The organism is Lysinibacillus sp. NPDC093210 (genome assembly GCF_044753985.1).
Taxonomy (GTDB): domain Bacteria; phylum Bacillota; class Bacilli; order Bacillales_A; family Planococcaceae; genus Lysinibacillus.
In genome coordinates, this window is record NZ_JBIVOE010000005.1 from 203,364 (window position 1) to 222,112 (window position 18,749).

The following is an 18,749-nucleotide window of genomic DNA, read 5'->3' on the forward strand; positions in this document are numbered from 1 at the left end:
ATACACTTTATGGAGGAATGAACACAATGAAAGCTTTGGTTATTGACAGATATGGGAAAGCTCCGATGCGTTTAACGGAAATACCTACGCCTGAAATAAATGATTACGAGGTACTTGCAGAAATTCATGCAGCTAGTATTAATCCTATTGATTTTAAAATACGTGATGGAAAAGTGAAAATGTTACTCAAATATGAAATGCCGTTAATTCTCGGAAATGATTTTTCGGGCGTTGTGATTAAGGTTGGCAAAAAAGTGACTCGTTTTAAAGTTGGAGATGCAATATATGCACGTCCACGCAAGACTAAAATCGGTACTTTTGCGGAATATATCTCTGTTCATGAAGATGATATTGCGCTAAAGCCTAAAAATTTGAGCTTTGAGGAAGCTGCATCGATCCCTCTCATTGGTCTAACCTCATACCAAGCTCTACATGACATCATGCAATTACAAAAAGGGCAAAAAATTTTAATTCATGCCGGATCCGGTGGTGTCGGTACATTTGCTATTCAACTGGCAAAAGTTATGGGTGCCATAGTGGCAACAACTGCTAGTGAAGCTGGCGCAAATTTAGTTACATCTCTTGGTGCAGATGAAGTCATCAATTATAAAACAGAAAAGTTTGAAGATATACTTAACAATTATGATGCAGTGTTTGATACGCTTGGAGGACAGACACTTGAAAAATCTTTTAATATTATTAAAGACGGAGGGAAAATTGTTTCCGTTTCGGGTACGCCGAATGCACGTTTTGCTAAAGAAAATGGCTCAGGGCTTTTCAAAACATTGTTATTTTCCATAGCAAGTCATAAACTTACTTCTCTTGAAAAGAAGCATAAGGCTCAATATTCGTTTTTATTTATGAAGCCAAGTGGCGATCAATTACGTATTATCGCAGATTTCATTGAGTCAGGTAAAATTACACCTGTAATTGATCGAATTTTTTTATTCGAAGATGCACAAAAGGCAATGGAATATGTAGAATCTGGAAGAGCTAAAGGGAAAGTAATTCTAAAGATCAAATAGTTCCAACAACAACTGCTTACTTTCCATATGACTTGCACTATATCAAATAGCTATGACCAAGGGCATGATCTTTGTCCTCTAACAATGCCTTCATGCCCTATTAAGCTGTTGTGTTAGCCCCCATCTATGGTCAAATAGAAACCTCACTGAAATAGGGAGGTTTCCTTTCGCTTCAATTAAGAAGCAGAGCAGTAGCAGTAACTTTTTGAACAGTTTTAGAACATCTTTCATAATAGAATAAAGTGTATGAAACCCTTGTTCCTGGACTGTGCAAATCACCGAAACCATCGTTACCTCTATAGGTAAAATTCGCATACTTTGGACTACTCTCGTCAGCGTCATTAGTATTAGAAACTAGAATATACATTTCAAGGTGTGACCAATTTGGATTACTTTTCCGTTCCAAGATACAGATACTCCCCCGAGCCTGTCATTGGTTCAATCGATGGTTCATCCCAAATACTAGCTGATTAGTAAAATAAAAAAGCCATCTCCGATTTAGAAATGACTCTCATACTTAATCGCACGAACCCCCTGAAGAATCACTGCTACTCGAAGTGGTGTCCGAACAATTATTATTATCCGTGTTATGTAACGAAAATACAGAACCTGTTGTACCAAAGTCAGTTGCATTATTACCTGAATAGCCCGAATTACTAGGAGATTTAAAATTATTACTACCTTTATTTTTCAATGTAGTTACAATCCCAATACATATAATCAAAAATATCATTACAATAAAAAATGCCACTCATTACACCTCCTATCGATAATAATTTAATTTTATCACTTAATCATTATTTTCACTATGGGCACTCGCTCTGTCTTTCCCTTTCGAACTAACCTAATAGTTCTATTTCAAATTAAGCAAATCTATCATTTATTATGTATTTCCCTATTTGGAAATGTTTTTAGGCTAGGAAATATAAAATAATTTCCCGGGTAAGCGCAAGAAACGACAAGTTTTACATTACCAGCAGAATTCCTGATCAATGATTAATGCATCTTGCCCTTGTTCAATCACCGGGTGACAGCAGTTGGATTAAAGTAACACTTTCTTGCCAACAATGTTTTCTCCGACGTAATTATTCAAAAAATGACTAGTATCTATAAAAGGGAAATACAAGAACTTATGTTTCCAATTTTGGGTAATAACCTTTTAAAGACCATTAATTATTCATAGGGAATAGTTGAAAAACCTTACCGTGCAAGGTAAAGGCTTTTCACGTTAGGGTACTATCTTTATTATGGTATTGTTACTCCACTTGATTAGTGTATGCATTAATTTAAATATTTCCCGTGCTTTGGTAGAGCTATTTGATCAAAATTTTCTACAAGCTTCTTAAGGTTGTTCTTGAGTTCTTCTCCTTTCATCGTTAATCCATGACCGGTAATAGCAATGAGAGGTTTTAGCGCTTCTAACTTCTCAACAGATTCTCTGGCAGCTTGCCAATCCGTTGTAAAATATTGAGGTGGGCCACTAATTTCTCTTGCTTGTGTTAATACTTTATAAAGAGATTCTTGTTTGACAGTAACAAATGCATCTCCAGCAATGAGCACTCGATCCCTTTCACGAAACAACGATATATGTCCTGGTGAATGACCTGGTGTGTGTATCCACCTAAAATCCGGCATAAAAGGAATACTTCCATCTGAAGGAATCGATTCAATATTGTCACCTAAGTTAATAGCTTCTTTAGGGAATAAAGGGGACATTTTGGCAATTAGTCCACCACTTACAGAAGGATCAGGTTCTGGATAGTTTTGTTTTCCTGTTAAATAAGGTATTTCTAAAGAATGTGCATACACAGGGACATTCCAACGCTTTATTAATTCTATAATTCCTCCGACATGATCGAAATGGCCATGAGTCAAAATTATTGCTTTAGGACGAGAATTAGGACCATATCGTTCCTCTATTACTGAAATTATCTCATCCGCGCATTTTGGCATACCTGCGTCAATAAGTACAAATTCATTTGTATTCTTATTACCATAAAGCACAATATTTACAATTTGAATTGTATACTGATATAAATCAGGCATTACTTCTATACCGACGCCACTTCCTACCGAAGTAGCAGGTATAAACTTATAATCTTCACCATAATTCAAATCATTGTCCATATTAAACCCCTTCCTTCCCTTTCGTGCATTAGAACTGGTATTTTAATGTAAGAAAAGCCACAACCCGAAGATTGTGGCACTATTTTCTTACTTCTTTTCTTTCTTATTAAATTGTTGTTCTTTCTGTTGTTGTTTTTCTTCTTCTTTTTCTTCTTCAAACTCTTCAGGTAAAAATTCATTTGCAAATTCTTCTTGTTCTAATTCGTTCTTTTTCTTTTCTTTAGTCATGAGACTCACCTCCAATAGATACTAATCTATCCTTATTAGCAGGATTTATACTTTTTACTTTACGAGTACTTGAAATAACGTATAAATAAACAACATATAGCCAAAATAATATTTCGTAGTGTTTCACTACTTATAGGGCTACAGTGATAATAAGCACTGTAGCTTTTTTGTGTTGTTCATAAAAGCACGTAGTTTAATTTCAGAACATAAGTTTTTCCATTATAGCCCAGACTTTATTATAAGTTGGATTTTTAACCGTTTGTACTCGTTCATTTTGAATCCCACGCCTTACCAAACGAAATCCTCTTGCTTCGAGATCAGCAATAGCAATATCTAACTCTTTATTATTTTTCCGCTGTATTGGTGGTAATCTAAATACACCATTTTGTGCTGATAAACGATTGAACATCCACTCATCCCCTTTAAAATATTCAGCTTATCGTGAGTAAAAAGGTTATATTTTATTCTAATATTGTTTTGAAAAACCTTACTGTGTTATATACATAATTCTCATAGCATTACTTCATACTATCCTTGTTTGAAAAAAACTAAAAGGAAGTGTAAATATGGGAATATTAGGTGGAAACCCAAAGGACGAACCATTGCATTATGGTGAAGTATTTAGTGTTTGGACTAGTCTAATTGCAGACTACGGTATGATTTCTGGCTATCAAACGTTTTATAATCACGCTGGTGATGAAGATCTTAAAAAGATACTTGAAGATATCATTGAAGCTTGTAGAGAAGAAGTAAAGCAATTAGAAAAAATTCTTAAAACGAATGGTATTGCTTTACCACCCGCATCACCTGAACGACCTGTTGCAAGAATGGAAGATATTCCTCCAGGCGCAAAATTTAATGATCCAGAAATAAGTGCTGCTCTTTCTGCTGATTTAGCTGCTGGATTAGTTGCTTGTAGCCAAGCAATGGGAACTTCTACGCGAGAAGATATAGCTTTAATGTATGGTCAATTCCACACAGCAAAAGCTCTACTAGGTTCTAAATTACTCCGTCTTAATAAAAATAAAGGCTGGCTTGTGCCACCGCCATTACATGTTGATTATCCGGAAAAATAAAATCACTTCCCCACTGAATCGATTCGAGGAGTGTAAAAATGTATTATTACAAAGAAGAATTAATTAATATTATTAAACCTGACAAACCCGATCCTCAAGCTGCACGTGTAATGCAGGAAATACTCGGTGGGCATTATGGTGAAATGAGAACCATGATGCAATACTTCTTTCAAAGCTCAAATTTCAGAGGCAAAGAAACACAATACCGTGATTTGCTTCGTGGTGTTTTCTTAGAAGAAATTGCTCACGTAGAACTAGTACAAAATACAATTAATCAATTACTAAATGATTCTGGCGAATCTTCTGCACCAGGAAATCATGGTATAGACCAAGCGCCTTTGGATGATGCCGTTAAACATGCAAATCCACACCATTATATTGTGGGAGCACAATCATCTTTACCTGTCGATGCTGCAGGTAATCCTTGGAATGGTTCGTGGGTATATGCACATGGAAACTTAATAGCAGATTTATTAGATAATTTAGTACTTGAGTCAACCGGAGTTCTTCAAAAAACACGGATATATGAAATGAGTTCTAACCAGACCTTTAGGGAAACACTAGCTTTTCTAATAGTGCGTGACAACGCTCATCAAAATGCATTTGCTAAAGCATTAGAAACTTTAGGTGTAGATTGGGGAAAACTATTCCCTGTACCGAACTACGATATTAACAAATATCCTGAGTGTAGGAAGTTCGTTGAAATGGGTTATCATAATGCTCAATTTAACTTTAGATTAGATCCAACACGTATCGGTGAAATCTTTCAAGGACAAACTCCAAGTAGGAATGGCGGAGATCTAGAAGTGACTCCACCACCTGAAGGATTCCCAGTGCCACTTATGCCAGAGATGCCAAATGAACACAGTCCTGGTCTTAAAGATATGAATAATTAATCATTAAGCTGTAACGTGTGACGACGTTGCAGCTTTTAATGTATAAGTAACCTTAATTTGCACACATTATTATGGAGTGTATCGCACGCACTTATTAGGTTGTGGCGCTAGTTGACCGTCACTACCTCCCTCAATTCTTACTTAGGGTCACTTCTTTGCATTGTGACCCTTTTTTTGTGCTTAAGCTATATCGATCTGTTAAATTGCTTCATTAAAAAGATCTGAAATTAAAAATATTTGTAGGATACAAATGTACCTTCTGCACAAGCTATATTCAGGAGGTGATTTACAATGGCAAACCAAAATTTTGGGAATAAGTCTGACGTTAATCAAATTAAACAACAAATTCAACAAGCTGAAGCCAACAAACAACAAGCTTCTGGATCTGCGAACTCAATGAGTCAAGAATTCGGGATGGAGTCTGATGTTAATCAAATTAAACAACAAATTCAACAAGCTGAAGCCAACAAACAGCAAGCTTCTGGATCTGCAAACTCAATGAGTCAAGAATTCGGGATGGAATCTGATGTTAATCAAATTAAACAACAAATTCAACAAGCTGAAGCCAACAAAAAATTTGCATCTGGTCGATTTGCAAATGAAAACAATTCAAATTAAGCTATTAAAACCGACAAATTTTTTGTCGGTTTTTTTACTTTTATCTTCATTTGATTGTTTTACTAAACTTTCCACATAAAAAAACAGAGTTGATCTACAAAATGTAAAATCAACTCTGATAATGATACTCGTACGTTTTTTTATTTTAGTAATTGTCTCATGATAATTTCTTCGCCGATACGACCTGTTAACCTCTCATATGTATCTTCAAACCCCACTTTTAAATATAGTTTTTGTGCGGGTATATTATCTTTGTCTACAACTAAAACTATTTCATCACAATTCGGGAATTCCGCTTTAACAAACTCACCGAGTAATGTCATTCCTTGTTTTGCATACCCTTTTCCTTGCTCTGTATGATTAATGGATAATGCAGTCAATAACAAAGCGTTCAAATTACTCGAATATTTCTTTACTCTTTCATTTGAATTAAGGAGGAAGAAACCAACAGGTGTATTATCACTTAAAATAACAACACGATACTGTCCTTCATTAATTTCTTCAAATTTGCTTGGAAGTGCAGAAAATTGTTTTTGTTCTTCTGTAAGTACAAAAGAATTCAGTTCTTCCATATATTCACTTGAAAAATGCTTTAATTCAACTTGTTTAAATTTTTCCATATGACTATTCCCCACTTATTTTCATTTCCTATATTTTACTATCCATTTAGGCTTTGGTCATTATTTTTCTGAAATATTTAAAAATTGATAATCGATAGTATTGGGGGCAATGCATTTACATTTGAATTACACATTAAAACTGAAAAAAGCTGCAGCGTCATCACACGCTACAGCTCTAAATGGTTTAGTCAATTCATTATAACACAAAGGAAGACAAACAATGGTTTAAGACAAATATCAGTTAAAAGAAGTAGTAACAGAAGATTGAGGACTTTTTTATCGCATTTATAGGTTTTATTATTGTTGTCCGTCGCAACCTTCTATTTTACTTTTACAGGTAACACTTGTTTGTTCACAAAATGTATCACGATTAGTATTTTCACAATGTTAGCTCTAAATGGTTGGATAAAAACCTCTACACTTTTTAAAACTATACATATTATATAATTAGAAAGGAGGGATAGTCATGGGATACCAAGTAAATGTTGGAAATTACAACAATAGTTGTTATTATGGAGGCGGCAATGAAGGTGGAGGTTATGGTTCTACATTTGTTTTAATCGTTGTTCTATTTATTTTATTAATTATTGTGGGAGCTACTATCGTCTATTAATCTTTTTTTAGTTAAAATCAAAATCGGCTAAGTCTCTTACCCTTCTCTTAATTGAACCTCCAAATAGTAACATATATTTTCTATATATAAATTATAATTTATATACTCTAGATATTTATCGCAATTCATTTTCACAACTTTTCATATATTAATTTTAGAAAGAAATAATTTATGAATGGAGGGAAGTAATTATGTCTCAAGAATATTATGGTGGTAGTGGTAATGGTTATGGATCAGGTTCATCATTTGCGCTAATTGTAGTACTATTTATCCTTTTAATTATTGTTGGAGCTACTTTCATCTCATATTAATGTTTAAAATGCTCACTGATTCTGCGCTCGCTTTGGAGCCCATAATTTTTTTGGATAGCGTAGACTTATCCTTTACCTACCATTCTTTCTTTTAAAGGTCACATTTTCTTTGTGGCCTTTTTCTTTCTTAGAGCTGCTTTTGAAATGTGATCATGTTTATATTTACCGTCCAGTTAGCCGTATTCTTAGCTATCTACGGATATAACAACTGACATATCAAACGCTGTTCAAAATAATACATAATTAATACGGACCATTTATATATCGGCTGGCTTATTTTCCCGCTTATATTTAACCAACAGGGTATTATCTTCTTGCGTACAATTATTGAGGTATGAATTTAAACTCTGTAAATATTCAATTTTAAATGAAATTCGTGCACACTTACCTACTTGTATGACTTCACTTGTAAATTCTTATTTAATAAACGGAAAAATTACAGTTTTAAAGAAATTTTTATTATATACTTTATAGAATGGTTCCAATAAAATGTAAACAATAGGACTGGCTCGTGTGAAACGGAGGAATAATATTTTATATGAAGAAATTATTTTTTTGCTCAATTTTAATAGTATCATTTTCATTTTTACTTGTTGGATGTGGTAATAAAAATGTTCCTTACGACTATGAATATGATAGATAAAAAAAGACCAAGACAGCAAACTAAGCGATCTTGGTCTTTTAGGTGACAGGCACTCAAACAATTTAGAATTGTTTGAGTGCCTGTCACACTACTATTGCGCTGTACCACGAATCGTTGCGTAGTTTAATTTCCCTGCTATAATTGCTCTTTCGGCAATTATTTTTGCTTCTTCTTGCGTGTTATACCAACCGCTAATAAACCGCCAACCATTCTCATTAGAACTATCTTTCACTTGTTCTACGTACGATAAATATTTCTGTTTTATTGCTTCGTTCATCGCGTCCATCATTGCTTCTTGACTACTGTATCTCCCACTTTGAATACGAAATTTCTTTGGCTCCTTGTCAATCTCCACATATTCGATTTTTTTACTTACATCAACTGTGGCTACAGGCTTTAAAAAAAGTGCAATTTCGTCCATACGACGGTTAACAAGCCCCTGGAGTTTTTTCCCTCCGGCATAGATGTATAATAACATCTCTTTGGTTACTTGTTCCCATTGCCTATTATTCAAGTATTCTAATAGCGTACTGTTTCTTAAAATGTAGCGTCCTAAATTATATTGGAAACTTGCAAGGGCATCGTACTGATTTTGGTTAAGAGGAACATTAACATAGTATTCTATTGTATTTGCATGCTCTTGTGCTTGCTTTCTCAGTAGCTCCCACGCTTCTTCTCTTGAAATTGTTTGCCCCTTTTCTACTAATTTTCCACTTGGCCATTTTGTTGTACCATAGCCAATTGTCCAAACATTATCTGAACCAACATAAGCATCAGCGCGAAACCCTTCCCATTTTGCAATGAGCGTTAGTGCATTATTTGAAATTTCCATATTATATCCTCCTCTCTCTAGTTTAAATTTCTGCACCTTCTCTAGCATATTCAATTCCCGATGTAATGAACGTTCACATATATACTGAGCCCACGTGCCTGACACTCAAACAATTCTGAATTGTTCGAGTGTCAGGCACTTCTATCCATAATAAACTTTTCTAACTCGTTGATTCTTGTTTTTAATTGGTTTTCTTTCGCCAAAAAATAAAAGTTTCGAGTATATTTTGGAGACAATGCTTGCCAATTAACACCCTCAGGTACAATTTTTTGAGAAATTACGGTTTGTCCTATTCCAGCCTTTAACAACGCTGCTATCATTTCATTGTTATTTAGATAAATATGTATCGGTTTTACATTATTCTCTTTTACATACATATCCGAGTAAAATTGCGTCCCCGAATCTTCTTCACGGTTTAACCAGTAACTAGATTCAGGATCACCAGCTAATACAAGTTGATCTACATTTAATAGACTTCGCTTCAAGCTGCCTGTATCCACTATTTTTTCAATAAACCCTAAATCCGCTTCATTTTGTTTTAAGCGTTTTACTACTTCTTCTGAATTCATCAATTGTAATGAAAAATCCATATCCGGAAAGTTCTCTAGAATAGACTTCATTATATTTGGAAGAAAGTAAATCCCACATGTATTAGAACAGGCAATACGGCATTTTGTTCTGACAATTTCTTTGTTATTAAGTGTTTCTATTGTATCTTCCCAGTTATCTAAAATACTTTGCGCTCGTTTATATAGAAAATCAGCATCTCTAGTTGGAATAATCTCATGTCGCCCTTTTCTAGTAAATAGGGTCACATTTAATTTTTTCTCCAAATTAAGTATTTGAGTGGATATTGTTGGTTGTGATAGATATAACTCTTCCGCTGCCTTTGTAAAATTTTTCATTTCATATACTTTCACAAATGTTTTTAAACTTTGAAACATACTCAACACTCCGATTCAATTATTGGATTTATTAATAATTGGTATCCAAATTATCAATTTCACAAATAGTATAATCCGCTTTACAATGTTTATACAAGATAAAATTGAATTAATTAACCGGAGGGAACATAATGAAAAACTTTCTTAAAAACATTCCTATACCTATTTGTGGCTTAATTTTAGCACTAGTTTCTTTAGGAAATCTTATAAAAACTGATGGAATGCCGAGATTTGGCATTTTAGTTGGCTTTATTGGAATGGTATTAATGTGCTTAATAATATTTAAACTCATCTTTACATTTAAACATACACTTTCTCTTTTAAAAAATCCGATTGTGGCTTCAGTAGCTCCCACTTTTACAATGGGATTGATGATTATTTGCACTTATTTTCTTGAAGTCGATTGGCTAACACCTTATTTGTCTTATATATGGCTAGGTATTGTTATCATGCATTTTATGTTAATGGCTTATTTCACACACTATTTCTTAATAACAAAATCAGTAAAACTCCATCACGTATATCCTAGTTGGTTTATTACTTATGTAGGCATAGGCGTCATTACTGTTACATCATGTAATTTTTATCCTGCATTTGGCCGTTGGATTTTCTGGATTGCATTATCTTTATATTTAGTGTTATTACCAATAATTTTGCACCGTGTCTTTAATATAAAAAATATGGAGGATTCTACGCTTCCCCTTATTACAATTATTGCGGCACCAGGATCTCTTTGTTTAACAGGCTATTTAAATGCTTTTGATAATAAAAATGTCCTAATTGTCACATTGCTATTTGTCTTATCCCAAGGACTATATTTTCTCATTTTGACTCAGCTTCCAAAATTACTAGCTATTGAGTTTTATCCAAGCTACGCTGGATTCACATTTCCTTTAGTCATTTCAGCAACCGCCATTACTGCAACTACCAATTTTTATAACCAACTAGGATTTACTTCAGCACTGTTCCATTGGGTTGCCATTTTGGAATCGATTATTGCTTTTATTATTGTCTTTTATGTTTTATATAAATATGTTATTTATCTTACAAAACAATATATGGATGCTAGAGCAAATTCGATTTAACTAGTTCAGTTGAATCCTAACGAAGAAAGCAACCTAATATGGTTGCTTTTAATTTATTTTCATATGTAATTTCCAAATGTAGTATAATTTAAGTAGGGAGTGTGATAATATTTTGTTGGTAAAAATGAAAAAACAAGGTTTTAATTTAACTGCTTCTGACTTAAGCGACCAATGCTTTGAGCCACTTATTCATCTTTATAAAAAGGGCATATCGAATGAAACGGATACTACCCAATTTAAAGAACAATTTTACATGCAATTATCCCAAGGTCAAAAGGCGTTATTTGTATTTTATACGTATTATAACCATGCCAGTAAATCGCTTATTGAATTTTATTGGTGGAGTGCCTATTATTACGCCCAACCTAAAAGTTGGCTAGCACTTAAAGCCAGTACTAAGTATTTTGAGGATGAGCCCTTGCTAGCGCTTTTTGAAAAGATTGAACGAGTATTTCTACTAAATAATTATCCGAACACTTTAGCAAACTTTACTGTTATCCGTGAAGACCTAGACAAAAACAAAGAAATTCAAGCTTCTATTATTCCGCTCCATACTATGTTTGACCAAATAACACCATTAACAATTAGAAAGATAAATGACCGTATTGAAAAAAACATACAGGAATTTGTTGAATTGATAGATTAGATGACCCCAAACAGCATCCTTTTCCTGGATGCTGTATTTTTAAATAAGCTGTGTCCCCTTATTAATAGTATGACGAGCTAGCTCCCCTGCATCCATTTTGTAAACCTCATCGCAAAGTAAAGAAATATCTTCTGGATTATGGCTCGCTAAAAGTATCGTTATTTCCTGCTTTTTAAAGTTAAGAATCATATCGCGCATTTCCGATACACCTGATTCATCCAGTCCATTCATCGGTTCATCCAACAATAGTAATTGTGGTTTTTCCATAATAGCTTGTGCAATCCCTAACCTTTGCCGCATGCCCAACGAATATTTACGAACCGGTCCTTTATCATTAAAATCGAGGCCAACTAATGTCAGAACATTTTCAATATCCTTATCATTGATTTTGTTTTGAATCGAGGCGAGTATCTTTAAGTTTTGAAAACCTGAATAATGTGTCAGAAATCCCGGCGTATCTAACAGTGCACCAAAGGATTTTGGAAAATTGCCTTTCCCGATCATGTCACCGAACACTTTTACAGTGCCACTACTCGGAACAAATAGCCCTGCAATCGTCTTAAATAATAGACTTTTGCCTGAACCGTTTCTTCCAACAATCCCGTATATTCCAGGTTTATCAATGACTAAGTTTATATCTTTCAACAGCTCACGGCCCTTTATCTTTTTATATAAATTGTGTATTTCGAGTATTGTCATTTATACAACCCCCTTTTCAGTCAAACACCAACTATTTTTTCTCGTAAATTAATAAAAAGCATAGAAAGCACACAATAGGACAAAATGATACATAGCAGGATTATACTATTAGACCAAGTAAAGGTTACCTCCTGCATATCTCTCAAACCGAGCAAGAAATACGTTAACGGTAAAAACTTTAGTAAGGATGGAAACAAATAACCGATAGTAGCCGATGAAATCATACTAATAATAACGGTGAACATTGCGAAGACAGCATTATGGATAATAAACGAAAAAATAGTGTGGACAATAAGTAATAACAATAACGTCAAGATAAATAGCGTAAAATGATTTAACAGTAGTTGCCATCCATTCGTGTTTAGGAACAAAGATAAGCCTATGTCACTTTGATTCCCTATTTGATTATTTAATAAGAAAACAACTATTGCCGTAACCCCATAACCTATTCCAAGTGTTCCAACTAAACTAATGCAAATGGCAATAAACATACTGTGAAAGCAATGACGGTAACTTTTCATTCTTAGAATGAGGTATGTTGGATGATCACGCATCTCACGTAAAATAAACGAACTAAGAAATAGGAGGATAGGTATAAAAATCAATAACCAACGTAATAAGTCGAATTGGATATTTAAAGGCATATAGAACATAAATACAATCTGATTTGCATAGCCATTTGGAATGAGATCGCCATATGAGGCATGAACAAGAATACCATTCAGTACAAAAACGCCAACGATACATAGAATATACGTAAGGTTAAAGAAAGAACGTAAATAGTAGGAAACCAATTTATTCAGCATTATTTTCTCTCTCCAATATACATATCCTTTTTATTGATAATGTAAAATCCAATGAAATATAGTATTAAAATTAACACAATCCAATACTGTAGAATTATATAGGGAACTTCTCCTATTTCAGACATTGTGCTAGTATATTGAAAAATATTGATATGGTCATAAAATAAATAGGCAGATATCGCCGTTATTTTTGATAAAAACACACCTATATTCAACATGTTGACTAAAAGAACGACTAAACAAGCTAATAATATCCTTCCTGTAAATACATAGCTTATGTAAAAAAGCAGTCCAAAAAATATTAAAAACAACCATAACAGAATGACTGACAACGTAGTTAAGAAAATAGGTGTGCTATTTCTTAATAGCTCAGTATGATGTTTATAGTATTGAACACTATAATTACTCCATTGATTCTTAAAATCTAAGATAAATACAGCTTCAAGTACCATTATGGCAACAAGCATTAGACAGAAATATGTAGCTGACTTTGCTACTCGTAAAAGGTTTGCATGATACCAATGCCGTTTTGTAGAAAAACGAAATAGCAAATAGTTTTGCACATTCCCTATTGATAAGTATGAAATTAGCATCAATGTAAATGCAGGCATGATAACATAAAAAAGAGGATGAAACTCTGTGAGATGAAGTAATAAATCAAAGATATTGCCTTCGACTAATTTTGTTGATAGTAATAAATTATAGAAATATAACATCAACACAATATAAACGAAAATAATACTCTTTTTAGATACATGGAGCTTTAACTGTATTTTACTCTTTAAATCGCTCTTCAACCTTTGCTGCCCCTCCTATAAAAAATAGTGTCATCCCTACTATAATAAGCACTACGCCATATAGAAAAGTTTGTCCAATTTTATATCTGTCGATGACATCCACATCAAACAATGCCATCGCATTTAATGCGGGGTGAATTTTCGCCAATACTGTCACTGAAACAATTAAATAAATAAACGGTATGAATAACGCAATATATTTATTTTGAATTACCGCAGATATTCCTAACCCTAGTGTTGCAAAGATCATCCCACAACAAAACATAATTCCAATCATTATCATCATCATGAGAATTGGTGAACTTACACCCATACTTTGAAAAAAACGTACTGGTTCTAATTGATCTCTGGGTCTTAGCATTGGTACATTTAATAGAAGTTTTAAAACCATTAAAAACGTAAAAGCAATAATAGGGCCAATTGCAACAGCTATCCCTCCGGCAAGTGCATTGACAGCTAAACGAATTGTCATATAGCGGCTTTTTTTCATACGGTATTGTATATAATGATGGAATCCTGTTTGTATATCTGTTCGATAGGAATTCACGAACGGCATGCATGCGATAATTGGAAATGTAATGACAATATAGGATGCAGTACCAGCGTTATAGCCTTGTAAAAAGGCGTATACAATCGAAATCACCCCGCTATTAATCCATATTAATGCTTCCAGCATACCAATAAACACTAGTAAAATAGAGGATACCATTGTGATAAGTCCCATTTTGGATAACAACGCTCTTTTAAACTCTTGCCTAATATACATAATCATCTCAAACACCTCAACTTTCACCATTTCCAATCAATTGATTGAATGACCAAAAATTGAGTATCTTATATTTTATTAGATTAATTAGGTGTCCACGTTCCTGCTGTATCAACTGATTCAAATGTTCCTATTGAAGTAGATATATTTAAATAAACCTTTTCTCCTACTAATGAACTCGCATTTCCTAAATAATCCATTGGAACAGTCTTACGTTCTGAGTACATTTCTTTTGTTGTTACATTTCTAGTCCCCTTTTCTACCCATGACACTAATTTGCCCCTCTGTATATACGACACTAAATTGTAAGCACTGCCCGTATTTTCTTTAACGGCATCATTAGTTTCTAAATCACTTATTACTTGAACTTTCCCTGAATATTCGTGATAAGTTGGGGACGCATTTGCAAATGAACCAAACCCTATAGTCAACAAACTAACAGCTACAATACTAGCAAAAAGTTTAGATTTCTTCATTTTGCTCTCCTTGGGATTGTAATGTGTTTCTCACTATTTTCGGTCATTCAATTATTATAATTTTACTATTATTCAGTTTATTTAGTAAAGTATTTTTTGTTAAAATCGCTATATTTAATTAACATTTTATTAACAAATGATATAAAGTTACTATTCTTTCCATTTTATACTGTTTCGTGTTATACAAAAAGACCAGCTACTTTTTATTTATAAGTAGCTAGTCTTCCTCTATATGTTTCAATATTCTTTGCGTTTTATCTCAAATTCTTGCGGCCCTGCATATGGTGGGGCAATGTAATATTCGTAGAAAAAGATGACAGGGTTCCCTTGTTCATTGATATAGAAGTTTTTAGATGTATACTCATCTATTCCGCCAGCTCCTTTAGAAGCATAGTATTGCTCATAATACCATAATAGATTTGCATCATCTTTCGCACGTTCTTTCACTTGACGTTCAATCTCTGGATCTACTTTTTTCTCGTAATCTGGACCAAGTATATCAACGAGTGTTAGTTCTTTTCCTGTTTTCAGGTCAATATTATAAAAATATTTCGTGACAAACGTTAGTCCGTTCGTTGTTTCTGTTTCATTAATGATAAATGACAAAGTCTGTTCATTTGAACTTTTCACTTCGTAATTAAATTTGTATGCGCTAGGCGTATAGTCAATATCCTCGGCATCCTCCCCTTCCCCAAGGAAGTTTTTCTTAAATTCCGCTGAGTCTTGCTTTGCCTTCTCCGCAAGGCTCTCCATTTTTTCCTTAATCATCGTATTGATTTGATTTTCTATTGATGGATTACCTATATCAGTGAATTGCGGAATTTTAATATGCGCATCAATATAATCCGTCTTTTCTATATATTCATCAATTGTAATCACTTTAGCTACAGCCCCTAGTACAGGAACCTTTGACACCGCCAGTGCAAATGTAGGGCTTAAGTTTACAAAGAACATAAATATAAGACATGCCGTTAAAGGAATTACAATAGATTTCATTTTCATAATTGTTACTCTCTTCTTCGGTCCTATTTTATTTTCTGCCATCGATAGTACTTTTTTTCGTATCATTTCCTTATTTGCTAAGTTTTCTTCAATAATACGTTTTAATACTTTTCGTTCATGCTCCTTCATTTAGCTTCAACCGTCCTTCCCAAACTTTTTTCGTATTTCGTGAGTGGTGCGGTAAATATGATTTTTTATCGTGGATTGATTTAAATGCAGTAATTGAGCAATTTCAGGAATTGATAGTTCAGCATAATAAAATAGGTAAAATACCTTTTGCACTTTTTGTGGTTTTGTTTGCAAAAAGCGCCAAATATCCGCTAGCACTTCTTTATTTTCTAATGTAATCTCTATTTCATTTTCGTATAGCTCACTATTTATATCCGCCTGATTATATTCTTTATCTTCTTTATTTATATCAAACAACGGTATGATACTTTTTACTTTTTCCTTTAAAGAATAATGGTTGTAGATTTTAGATTTAGCGATTCGTATTACATAGGCCTCTGGATTTTTAATGTAATCGAGTCCCTTTTCCTTTAGTATTTGATAAAGCGCTAAATATGTTTCTTGAATAATATCAGGAATAACACTCGTATGATTGCATTTACTAATGACATATATTAAACATTGATGATAAGTTTTATCATAAATTTCGTTAAATTTTTCTTCGACTACTTGCGTATCCAAAGACTCACCTCCCTTTAATGATACGAGGGAATGCAATCTACGAATGATTGAACAAACATCTTGAATGTTTTAATTGATTAGTTTCGTTTCCTGGCACAATCAATTGCCAAAATAGGGATCGACTTTTTCTTCTTTTAGCGTTAAAAGTTCCGATACTGTTACAAATTCATATCCTTCTTTTTTTAGTGACATTAATAACTCTGGTAAAGCCTCTGCTGTTGCTGTATGAATATCATGCATTAATACGACAGATCTATTTGTGACATTACTTAAAATTTCTTTTTTTATCGTTGTTGGATTACGACTTTTCCAATCTAGTGAATCAACAGACCATAGAATGGTAGTATAATTATTTGACGTTGTATAGTTTAAAATATCTTGATTGTATACCCCATATGGAGGACGAAATAAAGTTGATGTTATACCTGTTGCCATTTCAATAATATTGTTTGTTTTATCTATTTCTTCTATCATTTCTTTTTGCGTCAATTTCTTTAAATTTGGATGACTAAAAGTGTGATTTGCTATTTCATGACCCTCAGCAGCTACTTGTGCCGCAATATTTGGATACATTTCAACTCTGTTCCCCAACATAAAGAAAGTTGCTTTTGCGTCATGCTGCTTTAAAGTTTGTAATACCCGTGGTGTTACTTTTGAGCTCGGCCCATCATCAAATGTAAGGGCTATGTATTTTCCATCTGGATTTAATGCAATTGATTCTTCTTCTTCTATTACTTCCACATTAGGTTCAATTTCTTCTGCTATTACTTCGGTTTCTACAAAACTTGCCTCATTACTTACAAAATTTTCAGCTTGTCCATGCTCCTCGATTTTTCCACCTAATAAGTAATAACTAGTTCCTAGCATTATAGTAAAGAACACAATAACCGCCACAATTCTAGCCCATCTAATTCTTTTCCTTCCTTTCATTCCAATACACCTTTCTTTTCTTAAATTAATCTTTATAAAATAGAAGAGAATAAGAGAGTTGAAAAAGTTTCAATTAATTTTAAAAAAATATAATTTTTTTGTAGCAATTGCGCTTTAGTATTTTTCTACCCAGCCAATCTATAAATAACACATTAAAAATAGTACCATTCCGTTAATGCTACTAATTAAATGGCTTCTTTATTATAAAAAACAGGTCTCTAATGAGTACCTGTCATTTGTTATTGCTTATATGGTTAATCAACAACTTTTCCACTTGCGATTTAAGGGCCTGATTAGCGTAACGGAGCACTACATCATTACCTGCCGTCGCGACTTGCACATCACTAAAGTATTCATCTACAGGCTGCCATCCTACTACTCGTATGCGATGGTGTGCAAGCTGACGTTTGAGGCTGAAATATTCTTGACGTAGTTCCTTAAGCAATGAATCCATTAAAGGTAGAAAGACTATTTTCATTTTAAATTGTTCTGTTTTTTTATAATCGATTTGCAATGACTTCACAGCTAACTCCAGCAACAAATATTTGTGTAATAACTGTCTCTCATCAGCTTTAATCATAATAATCAGCTTCCAATTGTGCTGATTGTACATGTTGTAAAGGAATGCGTTTAGTTTTTATAAGTGTTTCCAGTATAAGTTCATTGGTATTGAAATTAATCGATTTTATTAATCCAATCCATTGCGTAGTTTTACTGTCCATCCATACTTCTAACTTAATATTTATTTGCTGATTATAGGCTTGATTTATTGTTTGTTGTAATTCTTCTAGCTCCCAATCCGTTAGCTCTCTTGGTGGCTCTACATATTCTATTTGTTTACACGCTCTAAGCAGCTCCAAATGTTCTGGTAACATCATCGATGCCCATTTAATATTCCCTCTATCCTTTATCATTCCAA

General features: G+C 33.5%; 25 protein-coding genes. 8 read left to right on the plus strand and 17 right to left on the minus strand.

Annotated features, from left to right (window positions below; genetic code table 11):
- Positions 1-26 precede the first annotated feature (26 nt).
- Positions 27-1,025 carry an NADP-dependent oxidoreductase gene (locus ACIP9C_RS14235; protein ID WP_401011591.1) on the plus strand — a complete coding sequence of 333 codons (999 nt, stop codon included), beginning with the start codon at positions 27-29 and terminating at the stop codon, positions 1,023-1,025.
- A gap of 517 nt (positions 1,026-1,542) precedes the next feature.
- On the opposite strand, the gene ACIP9C_RS14240 is transcribed toward ACIP9C_RS14235, so the two are convergent.
- The 4 genes from ACIP9C_RS14240 to ACIP9C_RS14255 form a co-directional block, all read right to left on the minus strand.
- On the minus strand, positions 1,543-1,776 hold the full coding sequence (locus ACIP9C_RS14240) for a hypothetical protein (RefSeq protein WP_401011593.1): 234 nt from the start codon (positions 1,774-1,776) through the stop codon (positions 1,543-1,545).
- A 530-nt stretch (positions 1,777-2,306) separates the two neighbouring features.
- Entirely contained in the window at positions 2,307-3,152 is an 846-nt protein-coding gene (locus ACIP9C_RS14245) for an MBL fold metallo-hydrolase (RefSeq protein WP_401011595.1), read from the minus strand.
- 87 nt (positions 3,153-3,239) lie between these two features.
- On the minus strand, positions 3,240-3,380 hold the full coding sequence (locus ACIP9C_RS14250) for a hypothetical protein (protein ID WP_401011597.1): 141 nt from the start codon (positions 3,378-3,380) through the stop codon (positions 3,240-3,242).
- 199 nt (positions 3,381-3,579) lie between these two features.
- Positions 3,580-3,789 (minus strand): hypothetical protein, encoded by a 210-nt coding sequence (locus tag ACIP9C_RS14255; protein ID WP_401011599.1) that lies wholly within the window; start codon positions 3,787-3,789, stop codon positions 3,580-3,582.
- A gap of 157 nt (positions 3,790-3,946) precedes the next feature.
- Between ACIP9C_RS14255 and ACIP9C_RS14260 the strand changes: the two genes are divergently transcribed.
- From ACIP9C_RS14260 to ACIP9C_RS14270, 3 genes are all read left to right on the plus strand, one after another.
- Positions 3,947-4,456 carry a DUF3231 family protein gene (locus ACIP9C_RS14260; protein WP_401011601.1) on the plus strand — a complete coding sequence of 170 codons (510 nt, stop codon included), beginning with the start codon at positions 3,947-3,949 and terminating at the stop codon, positions 4,454-4,456.
- Positions 4,457-4,494: 38 nt separating this feature from the next.
- Positions 4,495-5,352, plus strand: a complete 858-nt coding sequence (locus ACIP9C_RS14265; RefSeq protein WP_401011603.1) for a manganese catalase family protein — start codon at positions 4,495-4,497, stop codon at positions 5,350-5,352.
- Positions 5,353-5,643: 291 nt separating this feature from the next.
- On the plus strand, positions 5,644-5,970 hold the full coding sequence (locus tag ACIP9C_RS14270; RefSeq protein WP_401011605.1) for a gamma-type small acid-soluble spore protein: 327 nt from the start codon (positions 5,644-5,646) through the stop codon (positions 5,968-5,970).
- A gap of 140 nt (positions 5,971-6,110) precedes the next feature.
- Here the strand turns inward: ACIP9C_RS14270 and ACIP9C_RS14275 are convergent, their stop codons facing one another.
- Positions 6,111-6,590 (minus strand): GNAT family N-acetyltransferase, encoded by a 480-nt coding sequence (locus tag ACIP9C_RS14275; protein ID WP_401011607.1) that lies wholly within the window; start codon positions 6,588-6,590, stop codon positions 6,111-6,113.
- A gap of 466 nt (positions 6,591-7,056) precedes the next feature.
- Here ACIP9C_RS14275 and ACIP9C_RS14280 point away from each other — a divergent pair, with 466 nt between their 5' ends.
- Both ACIP9C_RS14280 and ACIP9C_RS14285 read left to right on the plus strand, forming a co-directional pair.
- The gene (locus ACIP9C_RS14280) at positions 7,057-7,203 is read left to right on the plus strand and encodes a YjcZ family sporulation protein (RefSeq protein ID WP_401011609.1); all 147 of its coding nucleotides are present in this window, start codon (positions 7,057-7,059) and stop codon (positions 7,201-7,203) included.
- Between the two features lie 191 nt (positions 7,204-7,394).
- Positions 7,395-7,514 (plus strand): YjcZ family sporulation protein, encoded by a 120-nt coding sequence (locus ACIP9C_RS14285; protein ID WP_172771354.1) that lies wholly within the window; start codon positions 7,395-7,397, stop codon positions 7,512-7,514.
- 734 nt (positions 7,515-8,248) lie between these two features.
- Here ACIP9C_RS14285 and ACIP9C_RS14290 read toward each other — a convergent pair.
- A complete protein-coding gene (locus tag ACIP9C_RS14290) occupies positions 8,249-8,989 on the minus strand; it encodes a lysozyme (RefSeq protein WP_401011611.1) in 741 nt (246 codons plus the stop codon).
- Between the two features lie 131 nt (positions 8,990-9,120).
- Positions 9,121-9,933: a LysR family transcriptional regulator gene (locus ACIP9C_RS14295; RefSeq protein ID WP_401011613.1), complete on the minus strand. Its 813-nt coding sequence runs from the start codon at positions 9,931-9,933 to the stop codon at positions 9,121-9,123.
- A gap of 131 nt (positions 9,934-10,064) precedes the next feature.
- Between ACIP9C_RS14295 and ACIP9C_RS14300 the strand changes: the two genes are divergently transcribed.
- Both ACIP9C_RS14300 and ACIP9C_RS14305 read left to right on the plus strand, forming a co-directional pair.
- Entirely contained in the window at positions 10,065-11,018 is a 954-nt protein-coding gene (locus ACIP9C_RS14300) for a TDT family transporter (RefSeq protein WP_401011615.1), read from the plus strand.
- Positions 11,019-11,142: 124 nt separating this feature from the next.
- A complete protein-coding gene (locus ACIP9C_RS14305; RefSeq protein ID WP_401011617.1) occupies positions 11,143-11,664 on the plus strand; it encodes a hypothetical protein in 522 nt (173 codons plus the stop codon).
- Between the two features lie 39 nt (positions 11,665-11,703).
- Here the strand turns inward: ACIP9C_RS14305 and ACIP9C_RS14310 are convergent, their stop codons facing one another.
- The 10 genes from ACIP9C_RS14310 to ACIP9C_RS14355 form a co-directional block, all read right to left on the minus strand.
- The gene (locus tag ACIP9C_RS14310) at positions 11,704-12,363 is read right to left on the minus strand and encodes an ATP-binding cassette domain-containing protein (RefSeq protein ID WP_401011619.1); all 660 of its coding nucleotides are present in this window, start codon (positions 12,361-12,363) and stop codon (positions 11,704-11,706) included.
- Between the two features lie 20 nt (positions 12,364-12,383).
- Positions 12,384-13,169 carry a hypothetical protein gene (locus tag ACIP9C_RS14315; protein ID WP_401011621.1) on the minus strand — a complete coding sequence of 262 codons (786 nt, stop codon included), beginning with the start codon at positions 13,167-13,169 and terminating at the stop codon, positions 12,384-12,386.
- The gene (locus ACIP9C_RS14320; protein ID WP_401011623.1) at positions 13,169-13,966 is read right to left on the minus strand and encodes a hypothetical protein; all 798 of its coding nucleotides are present in this window, start codon (positions 13,964-13,966) and stop codon (positions 13,169-13,171) included. The genes ACIP9C_RS14315 and ACIP9C_RS14320 overlap by 1 nt, the downstream gene beginning before the upstream one ends.
- Complete coding sequence (locus ACIP9C_RS14325; protein WP_401011625.1) at positions 13,944-14,732, minus strand: hypothetical protein; 789 nt, start codon at positions 14,730-14,732, stop codon at positions 13,944-13,946. The genes ACIP9C_RS14320 and ACIP9C_RS14325 overlap by 23 nt, the downstream gene beginning before the upstream one ends.
- Before the next feature lie 83 nt (positions 14,733-14,815).
- The gene (locus tag ACIP9C_RS14330; protein ID WP_401011627.1) at positions 14,816-15,208 is read right to left on the minus strand and encodes a hypothetical protein; all 393 of its coding nucleotides are present in this window, start codon (positions 15,206-15,208) and stop codon (positions 14,816-14,818) included.
- A 237-nt stretch (positions 15,209-15,445) separates the two neighbouring features.
- A complete protein-coding gene (locus ACIP9C_RS14335) occupies positions 15,446-16,339 on the minus strand; it encodes a DUF3298 and DUF4163 domain-containing protein (protein ID WP_401011629.1) in 894 nt (297 codons plus the stop codon).
- A 6-nt stretch (positions 16,340-16,345) separates the two neighbouring features.
- A complete protein-coding gene (locus ACIP9C_RS14340) occupies positions 16,346-16,900 on the minus strand; it encodes an RNA polymerase sigma factor (protein WP_401011631.1) in 555 nt (184 codons plus the stop codon).
- Between the two features lie 99 nt (positions 16,901-16,999).
- Positions 17,000-17,830 (minus strand): polysaccharide deacetylase family protein, encoded by an 831-nt coding sequence (locus ACIP9C_RS14345; RefSeq protein ID WP_401011633.1) that lies wholly within the window; start codon positions 17,828-17,830, stop codon positions 17,000-17,002.
- Between the two features lie 232 nt (positions 17,831-18,062).
- A complete protein-coding gene (locus ACIP9C_RS14350; RefSeq protein ID WP_401011635.1) occupies positions 18,063-18,410 on the minus strand; it encodes a YhjD family protein in 348 nt (115 codons plus the stop codon).
- A complete protein-coding gene (locus ACIP9C_RS14355; RefSeq protein WP_401011637.1) occupies positions 18,403-18,744 on the minus strand; it encodes a YolD-like family protein in 342 nt (113 codons plus the stop codon). Before ACIP9C_RS14355 ends, ACIP9C_RS14350 begins: the two co-directional genes overlap by 8 nt.
- Between the last annotated feature and the right edge of the window lie 5 nt (positions 18,745-18,749).